The organism is Amycolatopsis sp. NPDC049688, from assembly GCF_040674975.1.
Taxonomy (GTDB): domain Bacteria; phylum Actinomycetota; class Actinomycetes; order Mycobacteriales; family Pseudonocardiaceae; genus Amycolatopsis.
Map to the genome: position 1 here is coordinate 450,304 of NZ_JBFANY010000004.1, position 14,560 is coordinate 464,863.

At 68.5% G+C, this 14,560-nt stretch carries 7 protein-coding genes; 1 reads left to right on the top strand and 6 read right to left on the bottom strand.

The genetic code is table 11. The annotated features are described in order from the left end of the window. Nucleotides 1–82 precede the first annotated feature (82 nt). Complete coding sequence (locus AB0J55_RS17425) at nucleotides 83–5,137, top strand: hypothetical protein (RefSeq protein WP_364248919.1); 5,055 nt, start codon at nucleotides 83–85, stop codon at nucleotides 5,135–5,137. A gap of 217 nt (nucleotides 5,138–5,354) precedes the next feature. Here AB0J55_RS17425 and AB0J55_RS17430 read toward each other — a convergent pair whose 3' ends face one another. Genes AB0J55_RS17430 through AB0J55_RS17455 form a run of 6 tightly spaced genes read right to left on the bottom strand, consistent with a single transcriptional unit; the run spans nucleotide 5,355 to nucleotide 14,558 of the window. Continuing rightward, nucleotides 5,355–7,385: an MDR family MFS transporter gene (locus AB0J55_RS17430; RefSeq protein ID WP_364248921.1), complete on the bottom strand. Its 2,031-nt coding sequence runs from the start codon at nucleotides 7,383–7,385 to the stop codon at nucleotides 5,355–5,357. A 27-nt stretch (nucleotides 7,386–7,412) separates the two neighbouring features. Next, the gene (locus AB0J55_RS17435; RefSeq protein ID WP_364248923.1) at nucleotides 7,413–7,892 is read right to left on the bottom strand and encodes a GNAT family N-acetyltransferase; all 480 of its coding nucleotides are present in this window, start codon (nucleotides 7,890–7,892) and stop codon (nucleotides 7,413–7,415) included. Between the two features lie 36 nt (nucleotides 7,893–7,928). Next, complete coding sequence (locus AB0J55_RS17440) at nucleotides 7,929–9,107, bottom strand: glycosyltransferase (RefSeq protein WP_364248925.1); 1,179 nt, start codon at nucleotides 9,105–9,107, stop codon at nucleotides 7,929–7,931. Continuing rightward, nucleotides 9,107–9,913: an alpha/beta fold hydrolase gene (locus AB0J55_RS17445; protein ID WP_364248927.1), complete on the bottom strand. Its 807-nt coding sequence runs from the start codon at nucleotides 9,911–9,913 to the stop codon at nucleotides 9,107–9,109. The genes AB0J55_RS17440 and AB0J55_RS17445 overlap by 1 nt, the downstream gene beginning before the upstream one ends. Continuing rightward, nucleotides 9,910–10,215: a phosphopantetheine-binding protein gene (locus tag AB0J55_RS17450; protein WP_364248929.1), complete on the bottom strand. Its 306-nt coding sequence runs from the start codon at nucleotides 10,213–10,215 to the stop codon at nucleotides 9,910–9,912. The genes AB0J55_RS17445 and AB0J55_RS17450 overlap by 4 nt, the downstream gene beginning before the upstream one ends. Then, nucleotides 10,212–14,558 carry a beta-ketoacyl synthase N-terminal-like domain-containing protein gene (locus tag AB0J55_RS17455; RefSeq protein ID WP_364248931.1) on the bottom strand — a complete coding sequence of 1,449 codons (4,347 nt, stop codon included), beginning with the start codon at nucleotides 14,556–14,558 and terminating at the stop codon, nucleotides 10,212–10,214. The genes AB0J55_RS17450 and AB0J55_RS17455 overlap by 4 nt, the downstream gene beginning before the upstream one ends. Between the last annotated feature and the right edge of the window lie 2 nt (nucleotides 14,559–14,560).

Consider the following 14,560-nt stretch of genomic DNA (forward strand, 5'->3'; position numbering starts at 1 on the left):
TAGCGCGTCAGGCGAGCAGTGGATTCGCCCTCCTGATCAGGTATTGGCCCGCCCGGGCGAGGGTACCTGTCTGGACTTGGCCGTGACGTTTGCCGGATGCTGCCTGGACGCGGGTCTTCACCCCTTGGTGGTGATCCTTGAACCAACCCGCGCTGGTGCAGCAGGACATGCGATCATCGTGGTTTGGCTGGGAGGCGCGTTGCGCGCGCATGGATACCCGCTAAGCGGCTCCACCCTTGCGACCGTGCCTGCCGAGATGTGCGAGGACTTGCGTGCGGAACCATCTGAACCAGGTTCCTTCGTAGCCGTGGATATCACCGCAGCTACCCGCCAGGAAAGGTTCGAAGACGCCGTCGAGGCAGGTGCGGCTATGACGACTGGCCGAGACAGCCGCTGGCGCTGGAAGACCGGCGTAGATGTCGGCGTCGCGTACGATCCGGCGGCCGCTCTGCCAATGCCTGACTGGCCTAGCCACGATGTCATCGTTCAGCCATATCTCGACTCCGACGACCAGGCCGGTCCGCTCACTCAGATTCAGGCTCGCCGCAGCCGCGAGATGTTTCACAGCAGAGATGAGCTTGACCAATTACTGGAGTGGTGTACCGCGCCGAACACTAGTAAACGGACAAAAATATGCTTGTTGCACGGAGTGGGAGGCTCCGGGAAGACGCACCTTGCGGCCGAGATAGCCCATCGCATGGCAGCCCCAGGATGGATCACCGGCTTCCTGTCTCGTAATCCAGATCAGGCCGATCTTCGTTGGCTTGGCGACGTGGTGTCGGCATTGCTGGTTGTAGTCGACTACGCTGACGTAACCAGGGAGTCCGACGTTCTCAATCTCATGCGGGAAATAAAGGGGCGCAATTCTCCGACTATTGTTCTACTGACCGCACGGACGATCAGCGACTGGTGGTCCGCCGCCATAGAGCCAGCATTGGCGCACGACAACCATCTCTACGAGGTCCTCAACGTTGCCCTTCCCGAGCATCATCCACGCACGACTTCGGTGTTTCGCAAAGCGCTGCGCCGATTCGCTCCCGAATCAGATTTTCCCTCCGATATCGAAGAGCCAGTCGGCCGGTGGACCACATTGGACCTAGTAATGCTCGCATGGCTGCGCTCCAAGCAGCCTGACTTGCCCATCAACCACGATGACCTCTACGAAGAGGTTCTCGCCCACGAATTCCGTTACTGGCAGCGCGCCGGAAAATCTTACTTCGGACATATGCTGCCGATTAACACCTGGCGGGTGGCCGGTGCGTGTGTGTCATTGGTGGCGCCGCTTCGCGACCGGCTACCCAGCATTTTGACCGCTGTTGAAGCCTTGCGGTCAGACTCCTTACTCAGGAGCCAAGTCGCGGAACTACTCATCCAACTCCTTCCCCCAGAACCAGGAGACGGGATGATGGCCATCCGTCCCGACCCCATCGCCGATCACCTCGTCCTGTCCGAGTTGATGAAGCCAGTTCCGTCGGACGACCCACGCCGAAACGTTCCCCTCTTGTTCAGGACATTGAGCACCTCATCGCCTGCGGAACAGTTCAACGCTTGCGTGATGCTTACCCGAGCCGGGCAGCAGAGCCGCAAGAAAGCCGCCGAATTGTCGATGGTCGCCCTTACACACATGCCGGGTCTTTGGCGGCCCGCCCTGGAGGTTGCCAGTGCCGTCGGCGGCCCACTCACCGCCGCGTTGGAGATCCTGGCCGATCAAGATCCCAGCCCGCTACCACTCGACATGCTGGCGCACAATATTCCCGTCGGACACGCTGCGCTCGGCCGTCTGGCACTCATAGCAGCCCGGAGCCTGAACGCGAAGGCTCCAAGGGACCCGGAGGAACGCGCTGACTATCTGAACATGCTATTCGCTCGACTGAGGGATGCCGGCGACCATGCGGCGGCACTGGAAGCGATCACCGAGGTGGTTGCAATCTGTCGAAGGTTGGCCAAGCCGCCCTCTACGAAATTCACTCCCGAACTCGCGATGGCCCTCAACAATCTATCTATCCAACAGGGCACTATCGGAGACCGGGCGGCAGCACTGAGGACAATAATAAAATCGGTCAAGCTCTACCGCAAATTAGCGAAATCCTCTCCGGATAAATTCCTTCCCGAGCTCGCGATGTCCCTTAACAACCTTGCCGCCCGACAACGAGCCGCTGGAGACAGTAGTGCCGCGTTAAAGGCGGCTAACGAAGCAGTCGCCATACGTCGTAAACTTGCGGCCGTTGACCCTGTCACGTTCCTGCCGAACCTTGCGACGTCATTGCAGAACCTGTCAGCACAGCATGGAGAACTCGGTGAATCGAGAGCAGCTCTGGAGAATATCCTCGAGGCAGTCAAGATTTATCGGACCCTCACTGAGTCCAATCCCGCCACATTCCTCCCAAGACTGGCATCGTCGCTCCACAACCTGGCTATCGAGCAGCGCCATTCCGGAGATCGCAAGGCGGGGTTGAAGTCGATCATTGAGGCCGTGGCAATTCGTCGTGAACTGGTAAAATCCAATGATACGGCGTTCCTCCCATCTCTCGCTTCCTCCCTCAGCAACCTGGGTAGCCACCAGAGGGCGGCCGGTGATCGGGAAGCAGCAGTGAAGTCGGACACCGAAGCAGTCGAAATCTATCGAGACCTCACGAAGGTGAACTTGACCGCTTTTCGCCCCCAGCTCGGCCATGCGCTCAGTAACTTGGGCAATCATCAGGGTGAGGCCGGTGATCATGTAGGAGCATTGAAGTCAATCACTGAATCAGTTGAAATCTTCCGGGACCTCACGAAGGAAAATCCGGCCGCTTTTCAGGTCGACTTCGCCACATCCCTGAACAACCTCGCTATCATACAGAGCGATACCGGGAATCCCACACTTGCTTTGCAATCCATCATTGAGTCGGTTGAGATCTACCGGAGTCTCACCGCATCGAATCCTGCTGCATTCCTTCCCCAATTGGCGACGTCGCTACATACGCTGTCGAATAGGCAGAGCGATGTCGGCGACCGCATGGCAGCTCTGGAATCGAGCACTGAAGCCGTCGCCATACGCCGCGTCCTGGCGAAATCCAACTCCGCCGCTTTTCTCCCCGACCTCGCCGCATCCCTTGATAACTTGTCCAGTCGGCAGCACGCGGTCGGCAACTGGTCCGCAGCAGTCGCTTCGAGCACGGAAGCCCTCACTATCCGCCGAGATTTGGCGATGTCCGACCCCACTGCTTTCCTTCCGACACTGGGGTCGTCGCTCAACAACCTGGCGGTCCAGCTAGGCGATGCCGGCGACCGGATGGCGGCATTGGAATCGATAACCGAAGCCGTCGCCATTCGGCGGAGGCTGGCTAAATCTCAACCCGCCGTTTTTCTTCCCGCTCTCGCCATGTCACTCGACAACCTATCCAATCAGCAGAGCGCCAATGGCGCACTGGCCGAGGCTCTGGCGTCCAGCACCGAATCAGTTGGTATATACCGATATCTGGTCAAGCCAGGCAGAAGCGAATTTCTCTGGGACCTCAGCCTAGCGCTGAACAATCTGTCCATCCGGCAAAGCGAGGCCGGGAACCGGTTCGCCGCCCTGGAATCTATCACCGAAGCGGTTGCCATCCGGCGCCGCCTGGCCGAGTCCAATGCCGCTGCATTTTTGCCAGACCTTGCCATGTCACTCAGCAACCTCTCCACCCAGCTTGGAGCGAACGGCGACCAAGCGAAGTCCTTGGATGTAATTTCCGAAGCGGTCGAGATTTACCGGAGACTCGCCGAAAGTCTCCCCGCCGCATTTTTACCAGGTCTCGCTTCATCACTAAATAACTTGTCCATCCAACAGCGCATTTGTGACAACAAGGAAGCGGCACTCGTTTCTGTCACCGAGGCAGTGGAGATCTTCCGCAGCCTCGCCGCGGCCACCCCGGAAGCGTTCCTTCCTAAACTCTCCTTCTCTCTGGGCAACTTGTCCAATCAGCAGCAAGACGCCGATGATCTCGCTGCCGCATTGGCGTCATCAGCCGAAGCTGTCGAAATCAATAAATCACTAACCAAGGCAAACCCCCGTGCTTTTATCAAGGATTTTATCTCATCACTCAAACAACTTGCCGACAAACTGACCGCTGACGGGCAGCACGATCGGGCACACTCCCTAACCCGGGACGCTGCCGAAGAATTCGCCGATGGTCCAGCCATCGAACTCCTTTTAGCCGCAGCTCGGCATAGCTCCGCCTGCGGCCAACTCGATGAAGCGACCGCAACGCTTGATCGAGCAGCCGCCATGGCGGAGCAGATTACAGACACATTCTGGGCGGGACGCGTACGCCAGGTTGCCCGGAGCAGTGTGGCCGAACAGCCGGCGCTCGGCAGAAGCGAGGCGTCAACCCGGCACCCGTGGTTGACGGCTTCCTTGCCGGACGACTTCATGACAATACTCGCCGACTGGGGAGACACCGACAACTGGCCCGATCGAGAATCATTTTTGCGCGAAAACCACGAGGCACTCCGCGCGCAGCCCGGCGCCGATTGCTTGACCCTGGCTGTTTTCGTTCACCCGACGGTCGATTCCCTTCGATCTCTACAGGCTGTGCTCGCGAAGATCGATGAGCAGGGTCTTGAGCTCGCGTTCGCGAGCTATCGCGACTTATCGGATCACCTGGACAAGCTTTCAGCATGGCTTAATACCACAACGTGGAACGAATCACTAAGGACGTTGAGAGATCACCCAGAGCTGCTTTCCGACCCCCGTACGACAAAAATACTCGAGCCTAGGTCGAGTCATGACGTTGTCAGTCGTCAGCACCTGGGCATCATCAAGTTGAGCCACACAAAATCATTGAACGAAGTTTACGATGCAGTCAAGTACCCAGAAATATCTGCAGACATGATCCTCGAGGCACTCACCTGCGGTGACCTCGAAACAGCACACGCCCTGCACATGGTAACGCCAAAATTACACGAAGTCTTGCATATTGGCGCCTTCGCACTGGCCGTTTTGTCTGCATTGGATGGCGATCCCGACCGTGCCCGCGAAATGATCACTCGCGCGTTTTCCGAGGCATCCGAGCTGCAGGTCAATGTTGACAGGTCTCGCCTGGAGAACCTGGCTGTTCACTATCCAGCTCAAGCTGATCTTCTTCGCGAACTCGCTACGATCGTTATCGCAGACCGCTAAAGCGAGACGAGACGCTGTTACCAACTCGCCAGTCTCTGTGCCGTCAATCAGCGACTGTGGGAGATTTCAGAATCGACGGCCACCTGCATTGAGCAGCAAAACCTCGTTGTGGTCCACCTCGACTTGAGAGCAGATGGGCGCCAAGATGGCATCCGGTGCGTACAGCGACCAACGCCACATTAAGATGGGCGAGCCGCGCCTACAACCGGCGCACCCGTCAGGCGAGGGCGTGGCGGCCGTAGGTGCGCGACTCCGCGCTCTGGTCCATCAGCCGCGCCGCGACTCGCCCGATGGCGGCGTCCAGCTCGGCGCGGTTGCCACTGCCCCAGTCGCCCAGGCGGTCGGCCAGCCAGTCGTGCCAGGCCTGCACCACCTTCCCGAACTCTTCGCGACCCGCGGGGGTCAGGTCCCAACCGTCGCGGGTGTACCTCAGGTGGCCCGTCAGCTCCAGGCGGTTGAACGCCGGCTCCAGGACCTGCGCCGGGACGCCGAAGTACTCGCCGATCGCCGGCAGCGTGGCCGGCGATCCGCGGCGTCGCCGCAGGTGGACCTGCAGCAGGCACCAGATGCCGCCCTCGTCGAGGTCTCCCCCGGCCCGGCCGACGATCGCCGGGGCCACCTTGCGGCGCTCGCGGAAAAACAGGGTGGCGACCGCGCGTTCCAGCTCGCGGTCGTCGGTGCGGGCTTCCGGCATCGCGAAGCCGTCGCCGAGGTCCGGGGCCGCCGCGCGGGCCGTGTCGCGCAGCGGGACCTCCTTGAGGAAGAACGCCAGGACCAGGGCCACCAGGCCGACCGGGGCCGCGGCGAGGAACACCACGTGCAGCGAGTCGCTGTACGCCCGGATCACCGGCGCCGACACCGGTGGAGGCAGCGCGTGCAACGCCGTGGGCACCTGCAGCGCCCGCGGGTCCACCCCCGGCGGCACCGGCAGCGCGGCCAGCTTCGGCGTCAGCTGGTTCGCGTACACCGTGCCGAAGATCGCCGCCCCGCACGAGCTGCCGATCGACCGCAGGAACGTCACGCCCGAGGTCGCGACGCCCAGATCGGCGTAGTCGACGGTGTTCTGCACGGCGATGGTGAGCACCTGCATGCCGAGCCCGATGCCGAGGCCCAGCACCGCCATGTACGCCGACGCCTCCCAGAAGCCGGTGTCGGTGTCCAGCCGGGAGAGCAGGTACAGCCCGGCCGTCATGCCCGCCGCCCCCGCCAGGGGGAAGATCTTGTAGCGCCCGGTGCGGCTCACCGCGTTGCCCGCGGCGATCGACGCGACGAGCAGCGCCAGCACCATCGGCAGCAGCCGGACCCCGGACGTCGTCGCGGACGTGCCCTGGACGTACTGCATGTACGTCGGCAGGTACGACAACGCGCCGAGCATCGCGAAGCCGACGACGAAGCTCATGATCCCGCCGACCGTGAACACCGGGTTGCGGAACAGCCGCATCGGCAGCATCGGCTCCGGCGCCCGCAGCTCGACGAGGACGAACGCGGCCAGCAGCACCACCGAGCCGATCGCCATCCCGATGATCACCGGCGAGCCCCACGCGTACTGCGTGCCGCCCCAGCTCGTGACCAGCGTCAGGCCGGTCGCGGCGAGGCCGATCAGCAGGATGCCGAGGTAGTCGATGACCGGCTTGACCGCGGCGCGCGCGTTGGGCATCGCCGAGGCCGCCACCACCAGCACCACCACGACCAGCGGGATGTTGACGTAGAACGCCCAGCGCCACGACAGGTGGTCGACGAAGAAGCCGCCGAGCATCGGGCCGGCCACGGTGACCACGCCGAACACCGAGCCGAGGACGCCCTGGTACTTGCCGCGCTCGCGCAGCGGGACGACGTCGGCGATCAGCGCGGTCGCGGTGACCATCAGCCCGCCGCCGCCGAGGCCCTGCACCGCGCGCCAGACGATCAGCCAGACCATGCTGCCGGCGAACCCGGCGCAGAACGATCCGACGCCGAACACGATCACCGACAGCTGGAACATCGGCTTGCGGCCGAACAGGTCGCCGAGCTTGCCGACGACCACGGTCATGATCGTCTCGGCGAGCAGGTAGGACGTGACGACCCAGGACAGGTGCCCGGCCCCGCCGAGGTCGCCGACGATGGTGGGCAGCGCGGTGCCGACGATGGTCTGGTCCAGCGCGGCCAGCAGCATTCCGAGCAGCACGGCCCCGAACACGGCGTTGACCCGCCCGCGGCTCAGGGCGGCCGATGCCACCGCACCCGGGGCCGCCTCCGCGGTGGCCGTCATCCGCACCTCCTGGCTCGGCCTCCCAAGCTAGTGCGCGGAGTCCACTGTGGATAGCCACCCGTTCCGGTGACGCAGGGTCAGTTCGAACGGCTCGAACCCCTGCGCGCGGTAGAAGGCGATGGCGGTTTCGTTGGCGGCGTAGGCCCGGACGGTGATCTCGTCCGCGCTCTTTTCGGTCGCCCACGCGAGAAACGCCGTGACCAGCTCGCCGCCGATCCCCGAGCGGCGGTGCTCCGGGCCCACGCGCATGCTCTCCAGCACCGCGGTCACCGTGCCGGGCCGCAGCGGATCCGGTGGCCGCATCCTGCCGACCAGGTGCCCGCCGCCGCCCAGCAGGCACAGGCAGTCCGGATCGTCGACGAGCTTCGCGTAGTAGGCCGCGCCTTCGCGCGCCGGCCAGCCGAGGTCCATGCGGGGGTCGTGGCGCCCGGCGTCTTCGGCGAACAGCCCGGCGGCCGACCGCACGAGTTCGGGAACGTCTTCGGGAGTGCAGCGGGAAACAGTCATGCCATCGACGGTATCCGCGTGATTTTTCGAAGTAAATCAGGGTTTTCCGGGCCCCAGGTGCGCCAGGCTCTCCAGGGCGAGCTGTTCCAGGTGCCCCGCGGCCGCCGCGCTGCCGCCCGCCGCGTGGAAGGACGCGGCGATCGTCTCGGCCGCCCGCCGGTACGCCGGTTCGGTCAGCACCTCCTCGACCGCCGCCGCGATGCGCGGGGCGTCCGCGCGGCCGAACCGCAGCCGCAGGCCCGCTCCCGCCGCCACCACCTGGGCCGCCACGACCGGCTGGTCGTCGCGGATCGGGGCGACCACCAGCGGGAGACCGTGCCACAGGGTTTCGCAGACGGTGTTGTGGCCGGCGTGGCACAGCACCGCGTCCACCCGCGCGAGCAGCGGCACCTGCGGGACCTGCCGCCGCACCAGGACGTTCGGCGGGACCTCGCCCAGCACGCCGCCGGGGTCGGCGATCACCGCCCGCGCCGGCAGCCCGGCGAACGCCTCGGCCGCCGCCGTCAGGAAGCCCGCCCCCGCCGCCGTGTTCGCCGTGCCGAGGGACACCAGCACGGCCGGCCGGAGCGGGTCGAGCCACTCCCACGGGAAGTCCGTTGTGGACGGACGCGCGCCGAGCGACGGCCCGACGAGCCGGACCCGCGGCGGCAGGGTGGCCGCGCCGAGCAGCTCGCGGGTGGTGAACGCCAGGACGCTGTGCGGCGAAAACCGGGGGTCGGCCGCGCCCCGGCCGCCGGCGATCCGGGTGCGCAGCCCGTCGAGCAGCGAGCCGACCCACTCCGCGACCTTCGGCATCCCGGCCAGGGGGTCGACCAGCTCGGCCGACGTCGTCGCGGACGTCACCCACGGCAGGCCGTGCGCGTCGGCGAGCAGCCCGCCGGCCAGCGCCTGCTGGTCGGCGACGACGACGTGGGGCTGGAACGCGTCGAGCGCCGCGGCCACGCCCGGTGCCATCGCGTCGGCGAGCGGGACCAGGAAGTCCTGCCAGAGGAACCGCAGCGCCGCCGGGCCCTTGAGCCCGGCCGGCCGCTCCGGCACATCCGCCGGCAGGGCGCACGAAAACACCAGCGCGTCCGGGCCGGCCAGCTGCCACAGCAGCTCGTGGTGCCCGGCCCAGCCGACCTCGTGGCCGCGGGCGGCGAGCTCGGCCGCCACCCCGACGGCCGGGTTGACGTGCCCGGTCAGGGGCGGGACGACGAAGAGGAACCGGGCCACTACCGCACCCGCGCCTGCGTGCGCGCGGTGTCGCGGACCCACCCGAAGATCAGCTCGGTGACCTCGGCGGTCCGCTCGACCAGCACCGAGTGCCCCTGGCCGGGCAGCACGACGGTGCGGCACGGCGCCAGGTGCGTCTCGAAGTGCGGCACCTGGGCGGCCAGGCCCGAGTCACCGCCGAAGATGGCGAAGACCGGGCAGCGCACGGCCGACAGGTCCGCCGCGATCGTCGCGCTGCGCGGGATGTCCTCGGCGATCGTGGTCGTCTGCAGGATCTTGTTCGCGGCCTTGGACAGGCGTGCGGTGTGGGCGCCGTGGTGGTCGGCGATCCAGCCGATGACCTCGTCGATCGCCAGCCGGGTCTTGGCGTCGGCGAGCCCGTCGGCCATGTGCCCGGTCCACTCCTCGGTGGGCGGTTCCCCCTCGATCACGACGACGCTCGCCACCCGGTCGGGCCGGGCGGCGGCCAGCCCGAACGCCACCGAGGCGCCGAACGAGTTGCCGACGACGTGCACCGGCCGGGTGACGTCGCACGCGTCGAGGACCGCGACGAGGTCGTCGACGAACCGCTCCAGGTGGTAGCCGGACGCCGGGCGGGTCGTGCGGCCGTGCCCGCGCAGGTCGTACATCAGCACGTCGAGCCCGCGGGCGGCGAAGTCCGGGCCGAGGGTGAAGTAGTAGCTGGCCAGGCTGTCGGTGAGCAGGCCGTGGACGCACACGACGATCGGCGCGTCGCCGTCGAGGGGCGTGTCCGGGGTCAGCCGCTGGACGTGCACGTCCAGCTCGCCCGCGCGGATCCGGCTCACGCCGTCGCCTGCAGCGACGCGACGATGTACCGGACGAGCTCGCCGACGGTCAGCGCGATGATTTCGTCCAGGTCGCGTTCGGCGATGAAGGTGGCGAAGTTGACGCGGTCGCCGTAGTGCTCGCGCAGCTGCCCGGACAGCGCCACCAGGTCGACGCTCTCCAGTTCGAGGTCGTCGTGGAAGGTCGTCTCCATGGTGATTTCCGCGTCGTCCAGGCCGTACTCCTCGAGCAGCTCCCGCAGCATCCCGGCCAGCGCCGCGAGGACGGTCGCCTCGTCGGTGGCCGTGGTCTCGATGCTCATCCGGCGGTCTCCTTCGTCTCTTCGGTCCAGGCGACGACGTAACGGCGCGGCGGCGCGCCGGGCGGGTTCTCGACGTCGGCAGAGCACACGCGGTAGCGGTGGCCGGCGACGCGGACGGTCAGCTCTTCCGGGGCCGCCGCGACGACCTCGAAGTCCCGTGGCTCGCCGCGCAGGCCGGTGCCGCGCAGCTTCGCGACGGCTTCCTTGGCGGTCCAGAACCGGGCGAACCAGCGTTCCGGATCGCCGGGCAGGCTCGCGAACAGCGCCAGCTCACCCGGGCCCAGCGCGGCCTCCACAGTGGACTGCGAGCGCGGCCCGACCTCTTCGACGTCGATGCCGCACGGGCCGTGCCGGGCGATCGCCACCCCGGCCTCGGCCCGGTGGGCCACGGAGATCGTCAGGTCCGGCAGGTCACGGCCGTAGGCGCCGGCCGCGAACGGACGGCCGGCGGCGTCGTTGCCGATGCGCAGCTCGGCGGGGAACATCTCGCGCTCCCCGCGGGCCCAGAGGAACTGGCGGACGGCGTCCTTCGCCGCGATCCGGCCGAGCAGCCACTGGCGGCGCCCGCGCGGCGGACGGCGGTCGTAGGCGTCGCGCTCGGGGCCGGCGAGGTAGTTGCGCATGATCAGCTCGCGGGTGGCCAGATCCGGCCACTGCTCGTAGACCAGCGCCCAGCCGCCCGGCTGCTCGTGCGACAGCGTCGAGCGCTCGGGCGTGCGGTCGGCCTGGCGGATGTGCGCGGTGCTGTCGAACCGGCGGTCGCGCCAGCCGGTGAACTCGGCCCAGACCCGTCCGCCGTGCACGAGCTGCATGTCGGCGTCGAGGAACTCCTCCGTCAGCCCGGTGATCCGGACCAGGCACTCCAGGCGCTCCCCCGGCGCCGGCTGCGGGCCGTGGAACCGGATCGCGCGCATGGCGACCGGGAACACGGTGGTCCGCTCGGGCAGCCGGGACATGATCCAGTAGCCGAGCACCTGGCCGACGTTGTCGAGCAGCGCCCCGGGCGCGGCCGGGGTGGTCAGCACGGCCCGCACGTGCCGTTCGCCGACCGCGGTCAGCTCGGTGACGCCCTGGAAGAGCGGGCCGTGGAACATCCAGCGTTCGGCGTACAGCTGTGCCGCGGTGGTCCCGGGCACCTGCTCGGCCGACGCCGGGAACCGCCACGGCGCGGGCGCCGCCGCCGGGTACTCCGGTGCCAGCTCGACGACGGCTTGCGAGTACCCGGTGAGGGCGGCGGACACCCGGTCCGGACCCTGCGGCCGGATCCGCACCGGCACGGTGACCGGCGGGACCGCGGTGATCCACTGGGTGAGCCGGACATCGTGCACCGCGACGGCGTGCCGGCCGGGCGCGGCCTGTTCGGCGAAGCGCATCAGGTGGTCGATCACCGTCGTCGCCGGGACGACCGGCCAGCGGTCGCCCGGATCGGCCTGGGGCGGCTGCTTGAAGAAGCAGTGGTCGAGCAGGTACGGCATCGCGTCGAGCGACACGTTCAGCGTCGTGTCGAGCTCCTGCGGCGGCGGCAGCCGGCGTGCCGGCCCGGCGAGCACAGTGGACGCCAGCTCGGCGGTGTCGGCCAGCAGGGCGGCGAATTCCGCCGCCAGCGGGCCCTTCGCGGCCAGATCGTCCACAGTGGACCGGCGGCCGGCGGGCAGCGCGATCCGCGCCCGCACCTGTTCGTCGAGGGAGACCAGGCGGCCGCCGAGGTCGAGCTTGACCGCCTTGGGCGCGGCCGCGCGTTCCCCGGGCAGGCGGCCGAAGTCGGCGTCACTGCCGGGGCTCCGCCCCGGGCCGGGGGCTCCGCCACCCGGAACCCCCGGAAACCGAATGTCCAGGCCGTCAACCCACAGCGCGGTGGCGACCCGGCGCAGCTGCGCGAGCCCGGGCCGGTGGGCCGAGTGCGCCGCCACCACCAGGTGCTCCTCGCCGTGCAGGGTGTCGCCGACCAGCGAGCCGAGCTGCCCGGCACCGGCCTGGACGAACGCGCGGAACCCGGCGTCGTGCAGGGCCCGCACGAGCGGGCGGAACCGGACCGGCTCCAGGAGGTGCCGCACGAACAGCTCGCGGACACTCGCCTCGCCCGCCGGGTACTCCGACACCGTGGTCGCCGACCAGAGCGGCAGCGCGGGCGGGAACAGGGTGAACCCTTCGGCCGCCTCGCGGATCGGGCCCAGGTAGGGCCGCAGCATCGGGGTGTGGAAGCCGGACCGGAAGGGCAGCACCTGGGCCACCACCCCGGCGTCCCGGAACCGCTGCACCAGCGCGCCCACCTCGGCTTCCGGGCCGCAGATCATGGCCTGGTTCGGGGAGTTGTCGTGGGACAGGACGACGTCGTCGCGGCCGGCCAGCTCGTCGAGCACGCGGGGCGCGGGGGCGCCGATCGCGGCGAAGGCGAGCCCGGGCACGACGAGGCGGTCCGGGTCGAACCCGGCGAGGAAGGCGTCGACCTCCGCTTCGGCGTAGACGCCGGCGACGGCCATCGCCGTCCATTCGCCCAGGCTGTGCCCGGCGACGGCGTCCGGGGTGACGCCGATCCGGCCCAGCGCGGCGTGCAGCAGCCGGCCCAGCTCGAACACCGCGGCTCCCTGCCGCCCGACGTCGCCGACCTCGACGTCCGCGTGCTTCCACGGCAGGCCGAAATGGCGGGCGACGTCGCCGCAGTTCAGCGCGAGTTCGGACTCCAGGCCGGGGAAGAGGAACGCGACCTTGCCGCCGCCCGGCCCGAGCAGGGGGCGGTCGGCGAACCAGACGTCGTTGCGGCCGCGCCAGGCCCGGCCCCGGGCCAGGGCCTTGCGGGCCAGGGCCAGCCGTTTCTCCGTCGGGTCGACGACGCCGAGCCGGACCGGACCGTGGCCGGTGTCCGGCGTCCCGGGCCGGTCGAACGCCTCGCGCAGCGCCTCGACGGTCGGCGCGGCGAGCCGCAGCACGCGTTCGGGCTCGCGCACCTCGACCGGCTTCGCGCGGCCGGGTGCCTGTTCCAGCACGACGTGGGCGTTGATCCCGCCGAAGCCGAACGCGTTGACCCCGGCGCGGCGCACCGGCGCGTCCCAGGACCGGGCGCTGTCCAACGGGGAGAACCGCGTCTGCGCGAGCGCCGGGTGCGGGTCGTCGCAGTGCAGGGTGGGCAGCAGGACGCCGTGGTGCACGGCCAAGGCCGCCTTGACGAGCCCGGCGATCCCGGCCGCAGGCATCGTGTGGCCGATCATCGACTTGACCGAGCCGAGGACCGCGCTCCCCTGCGTCCCGAAGACTTCGGACAGGGTGGCGAGTTCCGCCGCGTCGCCGGCCGGGGTCGCGGTCCCGTGCGCCTCCAGCAGGCCGATCGAATCCGGTGCCGCCGGGTCCAGGCCCGCCGCGGCCCACGCCTGGCGGACCGCCCGGACCTGGCCGCCGGAGTCGGGGCTGGCCAGGCTGGCCGTCCGCCCGTCGGAGGCGACGCCGGTGCCGGTGATCACGGCGTAGACGCGGTCGCCGTCGCGCCGGGCGTCGGCGAGGCGCTTGAGGACGACGATGCCGGTGCCCTCGCCGATCAGCACGCCGTCGGCGTCGCGGTGGAACGGCCGGATCCGCTCGGACGGCGACAGCGCGCCGAGCTGCGTGAACACGCTCCAGAAGGTGATGTCGTGGCAGTGGTGCACGCCGCCGGCGAGGACGACGTCGCAGCGGCCGCCGTCCAGCTCGCGCACGGCGTGGTCGACCGCGATCAGCGAGGAGGCGCACGCGGCGTCCACTGTGTACGCCGGGCCGCGCAGGTCGAGCCGGTTGGCCAGCCGGGACGCGGCCAGGTTGGGCACCAGCCCGATCGCGGACTCGGGCGTCTCGGGGCCGAGCTGGTCGGTGAAGGCCCGGCGGACCGCGTCGAGCCGGTCCGCGTCCAGGTCCGGCAGCAGCTCGCCCAGCGTCCGCACGAGCTGGGTCGCGGTGCGGACGCGCTGGTCCAGCCGGACCAGCCCCGGGGTCAGGTAGCCGCCGCGGCCCAGCACCACGCCGACCTTCGCGCGGTCGGCGGGCAGCCGGTCCGGGCCGCCCGCGTCGGCGACGGCCTGTGCCGCGACCCGCAGCGCGATCAGCTGGTCGGGTTCGGTGGCCGGCACGGAGTTCGGCATGATCCCGAAGCCGGTGACGTCCACTTCGGCCAGTTCGTCGACGAACCCGCCGCGCCGGCAGTAGACCCGGTCGGCCCGGCGCTGCTCGCCGGGTGCGTAGTGGGTGCCGTCCCACTTCTCCGGCGGCACCTCGGTGATCGCGTCGACGCCGCCGACGAGGTTGCGCCAGTACGCCGCCAGGTCCGGCGCGCCGGGCAGCAGCACCGACATCCCGACGATCGCCACGGGCTGGAGCATCC

Bases quoted from the DNA above. Each gene is read 5' to 3' on its own strand.
- AB0J55_RS17455 (WP_364248931.1), bottom strand. From the start codon at position 14,558: ATGCTCCAGCCCGTGGCGATCGTCGGGATGTCGGTGCTGCTGCCCGGC.
- AB0J55_RS17430 (WP_364248921.1), bottom strand. From the start codon at position 7,385: ATGACGGCCACCGCGGAGGCGGCCCCGGGTGCGGTGGCATCGGCCGCC.
- AB0J55_RS17435 (WP_364248923.1), bottom strand. From the start codon at position 7,892: ATGACTGTTTCCCGCTGCACTCCCGAAGACGTTCCCGAACTCGTGCGG.
- AB0J55_RS17450 (WP_364248929.1), bottom strand. From the start codon at position 10,215: ATGAGCATCGAGACCACGGCCACCGACGAGGCGACCGTCCTCGCGGCG.